15 protein-coding genes are annotated in these 15,935 nt (G+C 39.3%); 6 read left to right on the top strand and 9 right to left on the bottom strand.

Annotated elements, in window-relative coordinates:
• From mfd to H7O61_RS02975, 4 genes are all read left to right on the top strand, one after another.
• The gene (gene mfd / locus H7O61_RS02960; RefSeq protein WP_187875097.1) at positions 1-3,006 is read left to right on the top strand and encodes a transcription-repair coupling factor; all 3,006 of its coding nucleotides are present in this window, start codon (positions 1-3) and stop codon (positions 3,004-3,006) included.
• A gap of 126 nt (positions 3,007-3,132) precedes the next feature.
• A complete protein-coding gene (locus H7O61_RS02965) occupies positions 3,133-3,636 on the top strand; it encodes a ubiquinol-cytochrome c reductase iron-sulfur subunit (protein WP_000763650.1) in 504 nt (167 codons plus the stop codon).
• A 10-nt stretch (positions 3,637-3,646) separates the two neighbouring features.
• On the top strand, positions 3,647-4,885 hold the full coding sequence (locus H7O61_RS02970; RefSeq protein ID WP_000807887.1) for a cytochrome b: 1,239 nt from the start codon (positions 3,647-3,649) through the stop codon (positions 4,883-4,885).
• Positions 4,882-5,739, top strand: a complete 858-nt coding sequence (locus tag H7O61_RS02975) for a cytochrome c1 (RefSeq protein WP_120900279.1) — start codon at positions 4,882-4,884, stop codon at positions 5,737-5,739. Before H7O61_RS02970 ends, H7O61_RS02975 begins: the two co-directional genes overlap by 4 nt.
• A 170-nt stretch (positions 5,740-5,909) precedes the next feature.
• Here H7O61_RS02975 and H7O61_RS02980 read toward each other — a convergent pair whose 3' ends face one another.
• The 7 genes from H7O61_RS02980 to flgB all read right to left on the bottom strand — a co-directional run bounded on the left by H7O61_RS02980 (position 5,910) and on the right by flgB (position 11,405).
• Entirely contained in the window at positions 5,910-6,593 is a 684-nt protein-coding gene (locus H7O61_RS02980; protein ID WP_165558501.1) for a DUF3226 domain-containing protein, read from the bottom strand.
• Positions 6,593-7,696, bottom strand: a complete 1,104-nt coding sequence (locus H7O61_RS02985) for an AAA family ATPase (protein WP_000597360.1) — start codon at positions 7,694-7,696, stop codon at positions 6,593-6,595. The genes H7O61_RS02980 and H7O61_RS02985 overlap by 1 nt, the downstream gene beginning before the upstream one ends.
• 328 nt (positions 7,697-8,024) lie before the next feature.
• A complete protein-coding gene (locus H7O61_RS02990; protein ID WP_187875098.1) occupies positions 8,025-9,872 on the bottom strand; it encodes a peptidoglycan D,D-transpeptidase FtsI family protein in 1,848 nt (615 codons plus the stop codon).
• 6 nt (positions 9,873-9,878) lie between these two features.
• Positions 9,879-10,004 carry a hypothetical protein gene (locus H7O61_RS02995; RefSeq protein ID WP_001881465.1) on the bottom strand — a complete coding sequence of 42 codons (126 nt, stop codon included), beginning with the start codon at positions 10,002-10,004 and terminating at the stop codon, positions 9,879-9,881.
• Positions 10,005-10,027: 23 nt separating this feature from the next.
• Positions 10,028-10,357 carry a flagellar hook-basal body complex protein FliE gene (fliE, locus tag H7O61_RS03000; protein ID WP_001147916.1) on the bottom strand — a complete coding sequence of 110 codons (330 nt, stop codon included), beginning with the start codon at positions 10,355-10,357 and terminating at the stop codon, positions 10,028-10,030.
• A 127-nt stretch (positions 10,358-10,484) separates the two neighbouring features.
• Entirely contained in the window at positions 10,485-10,970 is a 486-nt protein-coding gene (flgC, locus tag H7O61_RS03005; RefSeq protein WP_000480110.1) for a flagellar basal body rod protein FlgC, read from the bottom strand.
• 12 nt (positions 10,971-10,982) lie between these two features.
• Positions 10,983-11,405 carry a flagellar basal body rod protein FlgB gene (gene flgB, locus H7O61_RS03010; RefSeq protein WP_000347760.1) on the bottom strand — a complete coding sequence of 141 codons (423 nt, stop codon included), beginning with the start codon at positions 11,403-11,405 and terminating at the stop codon, positions 10,983-10,985.
• A 205-nt stretch (positions 11,406-11,610) separates the two neighbouring features.
• Here flgB and H7O61_RS03015 point away from each other — a divergent pair, with 205 nt between their 5' ends.
• Positions 11,611-12,777 (top strand): FtsW/RodA/SpoVE family cell cycle protein, encoded by a 1,167-nt coding sequence (locus H7O61_RS03015; RefSeq protein WP_187875099.1) that lies wholly within the window; start codon positions 11,611-11,613, stop codon positions 12,775-12,777.
• A 19-nt stretch (positions 12,778-12,796) separates the two neighbouring features.
• Here H7O61_RS03015 and H7O61_RS03020 read toward each other — a convergent pair whose 3' ends face one another.
• Positions 12,797-13,804, bottom strand: coding sequence for an ABC transporter substrate-binding protein (locus H7O61_RS03020; protein WP_187875100.1), 1,008 nt, complete (start codon positions 13,802-13,804; stop codon positions 12,797-12,799).
• Positions 13,805-14,010: 206 nt separating this feature from the next.
• On the bottom strand, positions 14,011-15,012 hold the full coding sequence (locus H7O61_RS03025; protein ID WP_187875101.1) for an ABC transporter substrate-binding protein: 1,002 nt from the start codon (positions 15,010-15,012) through the stop codon (positions 14,011-14,013).
• 240 nt (positions 15,013-15,252) lie between these two features.
• Here H7O61_RS03025 and H7O61_RS03030 point away from each other — a divergent pair, with 240 nt between their 5' ends.
• Positions 15,253-15,849 carry a peroxiredoxin gene (locus H7O61_RS03030; RefSeq protein ID WP_000961638.1) on the top strand — a complete coding sequence of 199 codons (597 nt, stop codon included), beginning with the start codon at positions 15,253-15,255 and terminating at the stop codon, positions 15,847-15,849.
• The last annotated feature ends 86 nt before the right edge of the window (positions 15,850-15,935 follow it).

Raw genomic sequence — 15,935 nt, forward strand, 5'->3', positions numbered from 1 at the left:
ATGATCCAATCTAGCCTTTATAAAGCCTTAAATGAAGACTTTGATTATCAAATACTCGCTTGTAAGGATTTTAAAGAATCTAGGCTCGCTAAAGAAGTCATAAGCTATGTTAAGCCAAATACCAAAGCCGTTCTTTTCCCAGAGTTTAGGGCTAAAAGAAACGACGATTTGCGTTCGTTTTTTGAAGAATTTTTACAGCTTTTAGGGGCTTTGAGGGAGTTTTATCAGGCCTTAGAAAACAAGCAAGAAACCATCATCATTGCCCCTATTAGCGCGTTATTACACCCTTTGCCTAAAAAAGAACTTTTAAAAAGCTTTAAAATCACTCTTTTAGAAAAGTATAACCTTAAGGAGTTAAAAGACAAACTTTTTTATTATGGCTATGAAATTTTAGACTTAGTGGAAGTGGAGGGCGAAGCGAGCTTCAGGGGGGATATTGTGGATATTTATATACCTAATTCCAAGGCGTATCGCTTGAGTTTTTTTGACGCAGAGTGTGAGAGCATTAAGGAATTGGATCCCGCCACTCAAATGAGTCTCAAAGAAGATTTGTTAGAAATTGAAATCCCCCCCACGCTTTTTAGTTTAAACGAACAATCTTATAAGGATTTGAAAACCAAAGTGGAGCAAAGCCCCTTGAATAGCTTTTCTAAAGATTTAACCAGTTTTGGTTTGTGGTTTTTAGGAGAAAAAGCAAACGATTTATTGGGCGTTTATCAAAGCATCATAAGCCCTAAAGCTTTAGAAGAAATTCAAGAATTAGCGAGCTTAAACGAATTGGATTGTGAGCGTTTCAAATTTTTAAAGGTTTTAGAAAACGCGCAAGGCTATGAAGATTTAGAAATCCATGCGCATGCCCTAGAAGGCTTTATCGCTTTGCATTCAAATCATAAAATCACGCTCCTAGCCCCCAATAAAACGATTTTAGATAATGCGGTAAGCGCACTTGATACAAGCAACATGGAATGCGTCATCGCCCCCTTTGTGTTAAATTTTAAAACCCCTGATAGGATTTTTATCTCGCTCAATTCCTTTGAAAGGAAGAAAAAACGCCAAAAATCCAAGCTCGCTTTGAATGAATTGAATGCGGGCGAATGGGTGGTGCATGATGATTATGGGGTGGGCGTGTTTTCTCAATTAATCCAGCACAGCGTTTTAGGGAGCAAGAGGGATTTTTTAGAAATCGCTTATTTGGGCGAAGACAAACTGCTATTACCGGTAGAAAACTTGCATCTCATCGCTCGCTATGTGGTGCAAAGCGATAGCGTGCCGGTTAAAGACCGGCTAGGGAAAGGGAGCTTTCTCAAATTAAAAGCTAAAGTCAGGGCTAAGCTTTTAGAAATTGCGGGCAAGATCATTGAATTAGCGGCTGAACGCAATTTGATCTTGGGTAAAAAGATGGACACGCATTTAGCGGAGTTGGAAGTCTTTAAATCGCATGCGGGTTTTGAATACACCAGCGATCAAGAAAAAGCCATCGCTGAAATTTCAAGGGATCTAAGCTCTCACAGGGTGATGGACAGACTTTTGAGTGGGGATGTGGGTTTTGGGAAAACGGAAGTGGCGATGCATGCGATTTTTTGCGCGTTTTTGAACGGCTTTCAAAGCGCGCTAGTCGTGCCTACCACTTTATTAGCGCACCAGCATTTTGAGACTTTAAGGACGCGTTTTGAAAATTTTGGCGTTAAAGTGGCTCGTTTGGACAGGTATATTAAAACCAGCGAAAAAAACAAGCTTTTAAAGGCGGTGGAATTAGGGCAAGTTGATGCGCTAATAGGCACGCATGCGATTTTAGGCGCGAAATTTAAAAACTTGGGCTTAATGGTCGTAGATGAAGAGCATAAATTTGGCGTGAAACAAAAAGAAGCTTTAAAAGAATTGAGCAAAAGCGTGCATTTTTTAAGCATGTCCGCCACGCCTATCCCGCGCACTCTAAACATGGCGCTTTCTCAAATCAAAGGCATTAGCTCTTTAAAAACCCCGCCCACAGACAGAAAACCCAGCCGCACTTTTTTGAAAGAAAAGAATGACGAGCTTTTAAAAGAGATTATTTACAGAGAATTACGCCGTAACGGGCAAATTTTTTACATCCATAACCATATCGCTAGCATTTCAAAAGTCAAAACCAAGCTAGAAGAGCTCATCCCTAAACTCAAAATCGCTATTTTGCATTCCCAGATTAACGCTAATAAGAGCGAAGAAATCATGCTAGAGTTTGCTAAGGGGAACTATCAGGTTTTATTATGCACTTCTATTGTGGAATCAGGGATTCATTTGCCTAACGCTAACACGATTATTATAGATAATGTGCAAAATTTCGGGCTGGCTGATTTGCACCAATTAAGAGGGCGTGTGGGGAGAGGTAAAAAAGAAGGCTTTTGCTATTTCCTCATAGAAGATCAAAAAAGTTTGAATGAACAGGCTTTAAAACGCTTGCTCGCTCTAGAAAAAAATTCGTATTTGGGCAGTGGGGAGAGTATCGCCTATCATGATTTAGAAATCAGAGGGGGTGGGAATTTGCTCGGACAAGATCAGAGTGGGCATATTAAAAACATCGGTTATGCGCTCTATACGCGCATGCTTGAAGACGCGATTTATGAATTGAGTGGGGGGAAGAAAAGGCTTGAAAAAAGCGTAGAAATCCAACTTGGTGTGAGCGCTTTTTTAAACCCTGAACTCATCGCAAGCGATAGTTTGAGATTGGATCTATACCGCCGTTTGAGTTTGTGTGAAAACGTAGATGAGGTGGGGCAAATCCATGAAGAAATAGAAGACAGGTTTGGCAAAATGGACGATTTGAGCGCTCAATTTTTGCAAATCATTACGCTTAAAATCTTAGCCAACCAGCTTGGCATCATTAAACTTTCTAATTTCAATCAAAACATCACCCTTACTTATAGCGATGAACATAAAGAAAGCCTGAAAGCCCCAAGCAAAGACGATAACGATATTTTAGAAACCCTTTTGAAACATTTGCGCGCTCAAATTTCTTTAAAACGGCGTTAAAAAGCGTTTGATTTTAGCCTCAATTTTGTTATTTTAAAAAAATTATTAAGAGAGTTTGTTGTAAAATAGGGATTTGCTATGCCTTTAGTCGTTAAAAGGTAATTATCATTAAGGAGTTTTTTAATCATGGCAGATATTCAAAGGCGTGATTTTTTAGGAATGAGCCTTGCTAGCGTTACAGCTATAGGGGCTATAGCGAGTCTGGTAGCGATGAAAAAGACTTGGGATCCGCTTCCAAGCGTTGTTTCAGCCGGTTTTACGACCATAGATGTGGCGAACATGCAAGAAGGGCAGTTTTCCACGGTGGAGTGGCGTGGGAAACCGGTCTATATCCTCAAGCGTTCTAAAAAAGAGGGCTTTAATGAAAAACGCGATTTTAAAATTGGCGGGAGCGTTTTTACCACAGCCATTCAAATTTGCACGCATTTAGGGTGTATCCCCACTTATCAAGATGAAGAAAAAGGCTTTTTATGCCCATGCCATGGGGGGCGTTTCACTTCTGATGGCGTGAATATTGCCGGCACTCCCCCTCCACGCCCTTTTGATATTCCGCCTTTTAAAATTGAAGGCACTAAAATCACTTTTGGTGAAGCCGGGGCTGAATACAAGAAAATGATGGCTAAAGCGTAAGGAGAGTTCCATGGCAGAGATAAAAAAAGCGAAGAATTTAGGCGAATGGCTAGACATGCGTCTTGGCACTAACAAGCTTGTTAAAGTGTTAATGACAGAATATTGGATCCCTAAAAACATCAATTTTTTATGGGCGATGGGGGTGATTTTATTAACCCTTTTTGGCGTGCTTGTAGTCTCAGGGATTTTCTTGCTCATGTATTACAAGCCTGATGCGAAAATGGCGTTTGATAGCGTGAATTTCACGATCATGCAAGAAGTGGCTTATGGCTGGCTTTGGCGCCACATGCATGCCACGGCAGCGAGCATGATTTTTGTCATCATTTATATCCACATGTTTGTTGGCATCTATTATGGCTCTTACAAAAAGGGTCGTGAGATGATTTGGATTAGCGGGATGATTTTGTTTGTGGTCTTTAGCGCGGAAGCCTTTAGCGGGTATATGCTGCCTTGGGGGCAGATGAGCTATTGGGCCGCAGCGGTTATCACTAATCTGTTTGGAGGCATTCCTTTCATTGGGGCTGATGTGGTGGAGTGGATTAGGGGCAATTATGTCGTGGCGGATTCCACTTTAACGCGCTTTTTCATGCTCCATGTGTTTTTACTGCCCATTGCGATCATTCTACTTGTTGGGGTGCATTTTTATTCTTTACGCATCCCGCATGTCAATAACCAAGAAGGCGAAGAAATTGACTTTGAATTGGAAGAAAAGAAATTCATTGAAGGCAAGAAAAAAGAATCCAAAGTCATTCCTTTTTGGCCGGTGTTCTTGTCTAAAGATATTTTTGTGGTTTGCGCGTTCATGGTCTTTTTCTTTTACTTGGTGTGCTACCACTATGATTTTGCGATGGATCCTATTAACTTTGAAAGGGCTAACAGCCTTAAAACGCCGCCTCACATTTACCCTGAATGGTATTTCTTATGGAGCTATGAAGTCTTAAGGGGCTTTTTCTTTAGCGCTGATTTAGGGTTAATGGCCTTTGGCGTGGCGCAAGTGATCTTCTTCTTACTGCCCTTTTTGGACAGAAGCCCAGTCGTCGCTCCCGCGCACAAACGGCCGGCGTTCATGGTGTGGTTTTGGCTTTTAATCATTGACATGATTGTTTTAACGATCTATGGTAAATTGCCTCCGCTTGGGATCGGTAAATACATCGGCTTATTTGGATCGATCACTTTCTTAGCCCTTTTCTTTGTGGTATTGCCCATTATCACTATCGCTGAGAGCAAGAAACAAGGGGGTGCTAGATGAAAGAATTTAAGATTCTAATCATCCTTATTGTGGTGATAGGCGTGATTTATTATGGGGTTGAGCCTTATGCGCATTCGGTGATGCACCCTAAAGTCGCTCCGGCGGATTTTGCTTTCAAGGATTTAGAGCCGATTGATTTAAAAAATGGCGACGTTAATAAGGGCAAACAGCTTGTAGCCGAAAATTGCACCGCTTGCCATGGCATTAAATCCCAAAACATTCCAGCCCCTATGGACAGCCTTAGTGCGAGCAACTCTTTTGGGGTTGTGCCACCGGATTTAAGCCATGTGGCGGGGGTTTTGAACGCGAATTTCTTAGCCCACTTCATCAAAGACCCCGTGAAAACGGCGAAATTGAGCCATAAATTCAACGATGAAAGGCCCTATCCTATGCCGGCGTTTTCTCAATTTAGCGATAAAGATTTGAGCGACATTGTGGCGTATCTCACTTCTATTTTGCCTAAAAATTTGAGCGATAAGGAAGTGTTTGCGCAAAGTTGTCAAAGATGCCATAGCTTGGATTACGCTAAAGACAAGGCCTTTAGCGATCCTAAAGATTTAGCCAATTATTTAGGCTCTCATGCGCCTGATTTGTCCATGATGATTAGGGCTAAGGGCGAACATGGCTTGAACGTTTTCATCAACGATCCGCAAAAGCTTTTGCCTGGCACGGCTATGCCTAGAGTGGGATTGAATGAAAAAGCTCAAAAACAAGTCATTTCTTATTTGGAAAAAGCGGGCGATAGGAAAAAGCATGAAAGGAATACTTTAGGGATTAAGATCATGATTTTCTTTGCGGTGCTATCGTTCTTGGCTTACGCGTGGAAAAGAAAAGTTTGGAGCGAAGTGCATTGAATTGAAAAAGGGGGGACATGGTTTTATGATTTTTAATTTATGGTGGGTTGTTTGAATGGCTTTTTCAAAACAACCTTTATTTAGGATTTTATGGCTACAAAGCTTTTTGAGTGGTTTAAACTCAATTTGAGAAAGTTAATACTTGTAAAAATCAAGGGTTTTTATTGGGTTTATTTTAAAAAATCAATCAATGCTTGAAGTTCCTTTAAATCAAAATCAAAAAATTTTTCAAGAATTTCTGTATTTTTTGGCTTATCTATCATTTTAGCGGTTGCAGTAATAGGATCTAGATCGTTTAACCCACAAGGAATAAAACCTCTCTCTAAACAAACAGAAAGCGTGATATAGGGTTGTAGCCAACATTTAGTGCGTTTTTTTTGTTCTGATTGGATAGGTTTGATTTGTTTGACTTCATTAAAAAGCGTATTGTAATGTTGGCGGAAGCTTGTGTAAAACGCTTTATTTTCACTTTCTTTCGCCATTTTTTCTAGTAAAGGCTCTAATTCGCAATAATTGGGGTGGTGTTTAGTCTCATCATTTTCTGGCAATAAAAAAATCTTAATCTGGTTAAACTCTTCATCATTTAAGCGGTGTTCTTGTTTTGTGTTTTCTTGGAGTTGTTTCTTTATTTCTTGAATTTTAGTCTCTTTTGTTTGGTTGTCTGAATCAAAAACGATGTAAATATCCTTAGCTTTTAGGTTTCCTTTAATACTCTCGGCTTCTTCAGAAAGCTTATCCTTGCTCCCACAATTGATAATATTAGAATCTTTAAGGCCTAAATTTTTAACCTCATTTAAAATCGTTAAAAAGATTTTGTCTGATTCGCCCTCCACATAAACGAACTTTTCTCGCATCAGCCTCTAACCTCCATACCCCTATAAAGTGCTTTTTCTAGCATAGAATAGCTGTGTCTGATAAAGCCAGAAGCACTTTCTTTTTCAAGCTCAAACAAGGCTATGTCTTTAAAAACTCCCGTTTCATTATCGGATATCGTGTTGATGGCGTTTAATAAAAATTCCTTATTGTGCGTGGTGGCAAAAATTTGAATCTGTAATTTTTGAGCTAACTTAAACAGAGCTTTTAAAAACTCTTGCATTTTTGTATGGTGCAAACCGCTTTCTATTTCATCAATAAAAAGATACTTGACACGATTGTCTATAAGAATGCTCACCATGATAAAGAATTTGATAAAACCCCAACCAAACAAATTTAAAAGCCTTTTGGGACTTTCTTCTAGCGGTGTGTTTTCATCTTTGATTTGGATATAGACAGACTTTCTTATTGTATTAGCATTTAAAATATTAGGGTTGAAACATTGTAGGATTTCAATCAATTCTTTTTCTTTGCTTGCTAATTGTAAATTTTCCAATGCTTTAAGAGAATTAACAATAGATAATTCTATAGGAATAAACATCGCATTTTCTTTATAGGTTTGAGCGATTTTATCTAAATTAGAATGGATTAAACCTAGGTTTTGCCTTTCAAATTCATAAGTCATTGTCATGGGGGAAAGGGATGGATTGTAGGAAAATTGGAGCTGTGGCTTCGTTATTGTTGTGTTTATAAGGTTTGTCATATGAGCATCATCGCTATTCAAATTGATGTCTTTGCTGTAACTGGTTTGTGTGGGGTATTGGATAGTAAGAGGGATAGTAGCGTGTTCAAATTCAGTGCGGATACTAATGGGATTAGCGGTGTTTCCTTGATAAAAAAAGGTTTTTAGGTTGTCGGCATTGAGTTTGATTTTTCTGAATTCACTAATATTCACGGCATGTTCAGGAGGAAGACTGACTTGATTGGCAGTAGGATCACAAAGACCTGTGTTGGTATAAAGAGCTTCTAAAAGATTGGTTTTGCCCGTATCGTTTTGACCGGTAAAAAAGTTGATGAGTTTAAAATTTTCCATTTTAAGGTGTTTGAAATTTTTGTAATTTTCAATCTCTATGCTTTTAATCATTTGAATTTCGCCTTTTAGTTATCTTGAATTGATACCACTAGACATCGGTATAATCGCTCTAATTTTACATTATTTTGATTAAATTTTGAACGCTCACCTATTGCAAACCTTGCGTTTAAATTATGGTAGCAAAGTTAATTCGCATTCTTTTTTAATTCAAGGGTTAGTTTTGATTATCTTTTTAGGGATTATGCAAGTCTCATTTTATTTAATTGGGATCAATCTAACTCAAACAGATTTTTCTAATCTGTCCTCTAAATTTGGCCTTAATGCCACAGAGCCGGCAACTTAAGACTCCTTTTTTGGAGTTGGGGTTAAAAAGAGCCTTTTATTTTATTTTAAAGCGATTTTTTTCCAAAGCGTTTTGAATCGCAATAGAGGGCGATAGGTAATTGTAACGCACTAAAATTTCGGTGATTTCTTTAAAAATAGGGGCTGCAATCTTGCTAGCGTAATATTCTTCCTTGCCGTGCGAGCCTAAGATAACCACGCCGATAGTAAAAACCTGCCTTTCATCTTCAGCGAACCCAAAAAAAGAGCTGTTGTAGGACTGCACGCTGTAACTCCCATTTTTAGCAACCCTAGCCGTGCCTGTTTTGCCCCCTATGTATAGCCCTTCAAATTGAGCGTTTTTGCCTGTGCCATAACGCACCACTTTGATTAAGGTTTCTTTCATTTTCCTGGCGCTTTTGGGGCTAATGACTTGAAAGGTGGGTTTGGGGCTAGGGATGTAAATATCGCCATTAGGGGCGGTTTCTCGTTGCACTAAATAGGGGGTAGTCAATTTGCCTTCATTAGAAAACACCGCATAAGCCCTTAAAAGCTGCAAAAAAGTCGCGTTCAACCCATAGCCATAAGAGACGCTCCCCTTTAACACTTCACGCTTGAAAGCGGACAAAGGAGGGATTTTTCCTGTGGCTTCTAAGGATAAATCAATGCCGGTTTTTTGAGAAAATCCATAGCCTAAAAGCCCGTTATAGAAATCCTCTGGGTTGAGGCTTTTACTGATTTTTATCATGCCCACATTGCTAGATTGGATCAAAACGTCTTCCACAACGGCTTTTTTACTGGGGATAAAGTCGTCTTTAATGGTGTATTTTCCTAATTGGTAATAACCATGGTTTAAATCAATGCGCTCTTTAGGGTTAATCAAATTTTTATCTAGTAGCAAGGAATAGACAATAGGCTTAATCGTGCTGCCTGGCTCAAAAACCTTTTCGGCAACGCTCAAATTCAAGCTTTCATAATCGCTGGTTTTAATCGCATTAGGATCAAAGCGGTTGCTTGAAGCTAAGGATAAAATTTCCCCGCTTTTAGGGTTGATAATGCCCACCAGGATTTCTTTAGCCCTGAGTTTGTCTTTAGTTTTATCCAGTAGGGTTTCAATTTCTCTTTGGAGTTTTAAAGGAATGCTCAAATACACCTCATAGCCATCAAGCCGTTCGATCTCTGTATAAGAGTGGTTTTGAATGAAATTAAAACTCACGTCTCTTTTGCCTGATCTTATGCCATTTTGTTGGGCTTTAAGCAAATGATTTTGAGATTTTTCAACGCCTTTTTTACCGGTAGTTAAAGTGAGCTTGTCTTCTTCTTGTTTTTGCACATAGCCAATGATAGGCTCTAGGCTATTTTGATAAGGGTAATGCCTGGAAACGCCGCTCACTTCAATGTTTAACCCTTGCTTTTGCCACACTTTATCGTGCGCGTCTTTGAAATTTTGAAAAACCCCAAAGGCTAAAAATTTCTTATTCAAGTCTCTAATATTAGCGGCCATATTGGGCGTGAGATTGTAAGCTAAAATCGTGTAGCCTTTCGTATTGAGCGCGTCTTTTAGGGACTCTTTAGGGATATTGCTATAAATAGAAAGGAAATCAATAAAAAAATCTTCTTTATTTTGGTTTAAAAACCTTGTGTCAAAGCCCAGTTTGAAAAGGGTTTGTGAAGTGGCTAGGCTGTAGTTGTCTTGACTATAAATAGTCCCCCTAGTAGCGGTGTCTTGTTTAATCATCACCAAAGTGGGCATGTTGGCTTGCGCAAAAAAAGCTTTTTTAAAAGCGACCATCAAAAAAATGAAAAAAAGCAACAAAAAGATTAACGCCGTAACCACACCCTTGTCTCTTTGGATTTTTAGAAATTGCTCTGGGTTGAAGTAAGGATCAATATTCTTATTATCCATAAGCGCTTACTTGAAAATGGCGTGGCGTTGGACTTTCACAACGCATGAGAGCATGAATTTTTGATGGCAAAATCCGTTAAAATGGGGTGTAGCAACAACAAACCCTCTCTTTAAAAAGGACCAAGCGATCATTTAAAGAGAAGCCACTTAAGAGATTAGATCTGCGTTCTCAAAAGCTCTTTATAAGCGCTGATCGCTTTGTTACGCACTTCAAGCATGAGTTTCATGCTCGTTTCAGCCTTCCCTATGGCGATAGCCGCTTGGTGCAAGTCCTTGATCTGCCCTGTCGCCATGTCGGCTAAGGCTTTATCAGACTGCTCTTGAGTGTTGTTAAGCTCGTTGATAGATTGTTTCAAGAGTTTAGAAAACTCCCCACCTTTTTGTTCTTTAAAGGCGTTACCCGATTCTTCTCTTTTAGTCCTGTTGTCCGTGTTAAGCTCAGAGAAAGGACTCAATAAGCTTTTATCATTGTGTATGGCTTGCATAGAACCTCCTTAAGCTCTTTTTTAAAAATTTAACTCTATTAAATATCTTATTCATTTCTGTATTCTACTGATCTTTGGCTAATACTACCTAAATTCCCTTATACTACCATAAATTGTTACAAATCGTTCATGTTTGTAACATGCCAATCGCGTTTTGCGCCATGTTTTTAGCGCTTTGAAAGGCTGCAACATTGGCCTGATAAGCTCTAGTCGCTTCCACTAAGTCCGCCATTTCAACCACCGCATTCACGTTGGGGTAAGCCACATAGCCTTGAGCGTTAGCGTCAGGGTGGCTCGGATCGTATTTCATCAACGGCTCGCTATCATCGCGCGCAATCTTATCCACCACCACGCTTGTAATGGGGATTAAGGGGTTATCATCGCCTTCATCTAAAGGGTCTTCATAGGGGGTGATTTGATTGTTTTGGGCGATTTTTTGGTTTAAAATCTCGTTGAAATCAAAAGCCCTAAACACCGCTTCTTGCCTCCTATAAGGGCCTCCTTCGCTCGTGCGCGTGGTGTTAGCGTTAGCGATATTAGAAGAAATCAAATTAGCCCTTAAGCGTTGGGCGGACAAGCCATAACCGCTAATATCAAAAGAAGATAAAAACATGCTTTCCCTTAACTATAAATTCTTACTAGAGTCAATGGCGTAATTGATCACGCCTCGATACTTTTTTAAGGCTGAACTCAAGGCTAAATACATGGTAGAGTTCTTGCCCATTTCGCTCGTTTCTATGTCTAAATCCACGCTGTTGCCATCATTTTTAGCCAAATGCCCGTCTCTAAAAAAAAGGCTCGCCCCATTTTTAGCACTATTTTCAAAGTCTAAATGCCTGGGGTTAGTGTGGGCTAAAGGCAAAACTTTACTGGTTTGGTTTTCAAAAATTTCTGCTTTTTTCTCCGCTAAAACGCTTTCAAAATCCAAATCCTTTGGCCTGTAAAAGGGGGTATCCACATTAGCGATGTTAGAAGCGATCATATCCTGCCTTAAAGCCCTATAATCTAACGCTTTATAAACCAATCCAAACGCTTTAGAAAAATCCATCAAAACCCCTTTTTAAACCCTTGCAAATTTTTAGCATGCAAAAAACATTCCAAAAATAGCTCATTCCCTCATCAAAGAATGCGATGAATTTCACAGCATGCTTAAAGTTGGAGCGATAAGCCAATTCAGAGCCATTATAGTGTAAAATACCCCTAAAATACCTTAAAATAACGCCTATTCAAAAAACCAAAATAAGGAAATCCTAATGACTACAGACAGAAACCTGTTTTTTTGTGCTTCGCTGTTGATTTTTTTAGGGGTATTGATGAGCTATTCGCTCTCAACTTACACCACAGTGGTGCTGTATCATTATGGGGAATTCCATTTTTTTATACGACAGCTTGTGAGCGCTATCATGGGCATTATTATCATGTGGGGGTTGTCTAGGGTTGATCCTAGCAAGTGGTTTAGCCGTTTGGGGTTTTTTCTCCTTTTTGTCCCATCACTACTCATTATTGGCATGTTTTTTTTGCCAGAAAGCCTTTCCAGCAGCGCAGGGGGGGCGAAGCGCTGGATCCGTTTGGGATTTTTCTCTCTAGCGCCTTTGGAGTTTTTAAAGATTGGTTTTACCTTTTTTCTTGCGTGGAGTTTGTCCCGCACCTTTGTGGCAAAAGAAAAGGCTAATGTCAAAGAAGAACTCATCACTTTTGTGCCTTATTCGTTTGTGTTTGTGGCCTTAGCGATTGGGGTGGGGATTTTGCAAAACGATTTGGGGCAGATTGTTCTTTTGGGGGCGGTTTTAGCGGTGTTATTGGTCTTTTCTGGGGGGAGCACGCATTTATTTGGCTTGATCGTTTCAGGGGCGTTTGCGATCAGCGTTTTAGCGATTGTTACAAGCGAACATAGGATTTTACGCCTAAAATTATGGTGGTCTAATTTACAAAATTCGCTTTTCACACTCTTGCCGGATAAATTAGCGAACGCTCTTAGAATAAGCGACTTGCCCGAATCCTATCAAGTCTTTCATGCAGGCAATGCCATGCATAATGGGGGGTTATTAGGGCAAGGGCTTGGGCTAGGGCAAATCAAGCTTGGGTTTTTGAGCGAAGTGCATACGGACATGGTTTTAGCTGGGATCGCCGAAGAATGGGGTTTTTTGGGGTTATGCGTTTGTTTTATTTTGTTTTCTGTCATGATTGTTTTGATTTTTAGGATCGCTAACCGCTTGAAAGAGCCAAAATATTCGCTATTTTGCGTGGGCGTGGTGCTACTAATAGGGTTTTCTTTGGTGATCAACGCCTTTGGGGTGGGTGGGATTTTTCCGGTTAAGGGTCTAGCGGTGCCGTTTTTGAGCTATGGAGGGAGTTCGCTTTTAGCGAATTGCATCGCTATAGGGCTTGTTCTAAGCCTAGCGAGATACATTAAGGGCTAAATTAGCCCTTTTTCAAAAATCAGTGCCATAAGAATGGCTCAATTTCCGCATCATTCAAATCGAAGACCACTTTATAATAATCTTTGACTATCGCATTAATATCCACGCCTTTAAAGGCTTCAGGGTGGGCTTTTAAGGCGATATACAAGCTAATGAGTGGGGCTCTAGGACCGCCAATATCCATTGTGGGGAGTTTATAAACTTGTTTGTTTTTGATAGCTTTGATAGTGGAAAATTTGGGGTTGTTTAACACGTCTTCAGGGCTAAGCGGGCTTATCCACCAAATAAAGATAATCTCAGGGTTTTCTTTAACGATTTTTTCCACGCTAATGTCAGCACGCCCAAATTTGACATATTTCAAGCCAAAATTGTCTATACCCCCTTTTTCTAAAATGTCTGAGCTAATGGCTTGATGGCCGCTGATCTTATTGGCTTTATGGAAAAGCTCCACCCCTTTTTTCTTTTTAACATTTTTCAAACGCTCAGCAATGAAGTCCAAAGTTTCTTGCATTTTGGCGAATTTTTTAGAAGCGTCAATTTCTAAGGCTTTAGCTTGAGCTTGCATGGCCTGCATGGCCTCTGCGATCGTTGTCTCTTGGAAAGAAAGGAATGATATACCAAATTTTTTCGCATGCTCTACCGCTTTAGGGTTGCCCACAAAGGTTACCACAAGATCAGGGCTAAGTTTTTTCAAAAGCTCTACATTTAGCGCAGCTGTATGATCAGTGCTCATGTGTTTGACTCGTTTAAGATCTTCGCCTTTGAGAGTGGCTTTAACAATGTCGTCTTTAAAAGCGTAATCCGAAACGCCTACAACCCTATTCCAAACATTAAGCATGGCAGGCACTTCTACATAACTCCCTATGTAGGCTATTTTGGAAACAGGAAGCTTTATGGTTTGCTCCCCAAAATAATCCTTGACTTTGACCTCTTGATTAGAAGCGTTAGCCACATTCAACCATAATGAAACAACAAGCACGCCTAAAGAATAAGAAATGAAGGCTTTTTTAAAACGAGTAACTAACATAACGATCCTTTTGTATGATTTATAAAGCGATTATAACACCATTAAGAAAATAACAATAGTAAAAATGAAACTTTTTTTCATAAAATCTTAAAAGATTAAATATAAATATTAAAGACTAAAGATTAAAATATGGAAGAGAATTTTAGCTACAAGACCTGTTTTAAGCGTGCGATACATTAAGGGCTAAATTAGCCCTTTTTCAAAAATCAGTGCCATAAAAAGGGTTCAACTTCCGCATCATTCAAATCAAAAACCACTTTATAATAGTCTTTGACTATCGCATTAATATCCACGCCTTTAAACGCTTCAGGGTGGGCTTTTAAAGCGATAAAAAGACTAATGAGCGGGGCTCTAGGACCGCCAATATCCATCGTGGGGAGCTTATAGACTTGCTTGTTTTTAATGGCTTTGATAGTGGAAAATTTAGGATTATTCAACATGTCTTCAGGGCTAAGCGGGCTTATCCACCAAATAAAGATAATCTCAGGGTTTTCTTTAACGATTTTTTCCACGCTAATGTCAGCACGCCCAAACTTAACGTATTTCAAGCCAAAATTATCTATGCCCCCTTTTTCTAAAATATCTGAATCAAGGGCTTGATGCCCACTGATTTTATTGGCTTTATGGAAAAGCTCCACCCCCTTTTTCTTTTTAACGCCCTTCAAACGCTCTTTGATAAAATCCAAAGTTTCTTGCATTTTAGCCAGTTTTTTAGAAGCGTCAACTTCTAAGGCCTTAGCTTGAGCGTCAATATCTTCCATGACTTCTGCAATGGTTTTTTCTTGGAAAGAAAGAAATGATATACCAAATTTTTTCGCATGCTCTACCGCTTTAGGGTTACCCACAAAGGTTACCACAAGATCAGGGCTAAGCTTTTTTAATAATTCCACATTCAACGCCGCCACATGATCACTGCTCATGGGTTTAATGCGTTCAGGGTCTTTAAGAGTGGCTTTAACAATATCAGATTTAAAAGCGTAATCCGAAATGCCTACAACCCTATCCCAAGTATTGAACATGGCAGGCACTTCTGCAAAGCTACCCAAGTAGATTATTTTAGAAACAGGAAGCTTTATGGTTTGCTCCCCGAAATAATCCTTAACTTGGATTTCTTGATTAGAAGCGTTAGCCACGCCTAATAACGATGAAACAAGAAGAACCCCTAAAGAATAAGAGATTAAAGCTTTTTTAAAGCGAGCGATTAGCATGACAATCCTTTCGTATGATTTATGAAGCGATTATAACACCATTAAGGAAATACAAGCAGTAAAAATGAAACTATTTTTCACAAAATCTTAAAATTTAAAAAAAAATATCTTTCCATTAACTTTTTAAGAATATACTCCACTATGTTTCCGCTGAGACTAAGTGGAAAGCATGATGAATTAAATCTAGTTTGGATTTAATTTTGATCCAACAAAATTTTAAAACACTTAAGGAGTTACGATATGTTAGTTACAAAACTTGCCCCCGATTTTAAAGCGCCTGCCGTTTTAGGAAACAATGAGGTTGATGAACACTTTGAGCTTTCTAAAAATTTAGGTAAGAATGGTGCGATTCTTTTCTTCTGGCCAAAAGATTTTACTTTTGTATGCCCTACAGAAATCATTGCGTTTGACAAAAGAGTGAAAGACTTCCACGAAAAAGGCTTTAATGTGGTTGGCGTGTCTATTGACAGCGAACAAGTGCATTTTGCATGGAAAAACACCCCTGTAGAAAAAGGCGGTATTGGTCAAGTAACTTTCCCTATGGTGGCTGATATTACCAAAAGCATTTCTAGAGACTATGATGTGTTGTTTGAAGAAGCGATCGCTTTGAGAGGAGCTTTTTTGATTGACAAAAACATGAAAGTAAGACACGCAGTGATCAATGACTTGCCATTAGGTAGGAATGCCGATGAAATGCTTCGCATGGTGGACGCTCTCTTGCACTTTGAAGAACATGGTGAAGTTTGCCCAGCAGGTTGGAGAAAAGGCGATAAAGGTATGAAAGCAACTCACCAAGGCGTTGCAGAGTATCTTAAAGAAAATTCCATTAAGCTTTAATTGGTTTAATTCGCTGTTTGATCAAGAGAAACTTCGTTTTTCTTGGTTGAATCCTTTTCTTTTTATCCTTTGCCAGTTTCTAAAAT

The organism is Helicobacter pylori (assembly GCF_014496965.1).
GTDB classification, from domain to species: Bacteria; Campylobacterota; Campylobacteria; order Campylobacterales; family Helicobacteraceae; genus Helicobacter; species Helicobacter pylori_CZ.

Coding starts and splice junctions, on each gene's coding strand:
- mfd (WP_187875097.1), top strand. CDS start 1: ATGATCCAATCTAGCCTTTATAAAGCCTTAAATGAAGACTTTGATTAT.
- H7O61_RS02965 (WP_000763650.1), top strand. CDS start 3,133: ATGGCAGATATTCAAAGGCGTGATTTTTTAGGAATGAGCCTTGCTAGC.
- H7O61_RS02970 (WP_000807887.1), top strand. CDS start 3,647: ATGGCAGAGATAAAAAAAGCGAAGAATTTAGGCGAATGGCTAGACATG.
- H7O61_RS02975 (WP_120900279.1), top strand. CDS start 4,882: ATGAAAGAATTTAAGATTCTAATCATCCTTATTGTGGTGATAGGCGTG.
- H7O61_RS02980 (WP_165558501.1), bottom strand. CDS start 6,593: ATGCGAGAAAAGTTCGTTTATGTGGAGGGCGAATCAGACAAAATCTTT.
- H7O61_RS02985 (WP_000597360.1), bottom strand. CDS start 7,696: ATGATTAAAAGCATAGAGATTGAAAATTACAAAAATTTCAAACACCTT.
- H7O61_RS02990 (WP_187875098.1), bottom strand. CDS start 9,872: ATGGATAATAAGAATATTGATCCTTACTTCAACCCAGAGCAATTTCTA.
- H7O61_RS02995 (WP_001881465.1), bottom strand. CDS start 10,004: ATGATCGCTTGGTCCTTTTTAAAGAGAGGGTTTGTTGTTGCTACACCC.
- fliE (WP_001147916.1), bottom strand. CDS start 10,357: ATGCAAGCCATACACAATGATAAAAGCTTATTGAGTCCTTTCTCTGAG.
- flgC (WP_000480110.1), bottom strand. CDS start 10,970: ATGTTTTTATCTTCTTTTGATATTAGCGGTTATGGCTTGTCCGCCCAA.
- flgB (WP_000347760.1), bottom strand. CDS start 11,405: ATGGATTTTTCTAAAGCGTTTGGATTGGTTTATAAAGCGTTAGATTAT.
- H7O61_RS03015 (WP_187875099.1), top strand. CDS start 11,611: ATGACTACAGACAGAAACCTGTTTTTTTGTGCTTCGCTGTTGATTTTT.
- H7O61_RS03020 (WP_187875100.1), bottom strand. CDS start 13,804: ATGTTAGTTACTCGTTTTAAAAAAGCCTTCATTTCTTATTCTTTAGGC.
- H7O61_RS03025 (WP_187875101.1), bottom strand. CDS start 15,012: ATGCTAATCGCTCGCTTTAAAAAAGCTTTAATCTCTTATTCTTTAGGG.
- H7O61_RS03030 (WP_000961638.1), top strand. CDS start 15,253: ATGTTAGTTACAAAACTTGCCCCCGATTTTAAAGCGCCTGCCGTTTTA.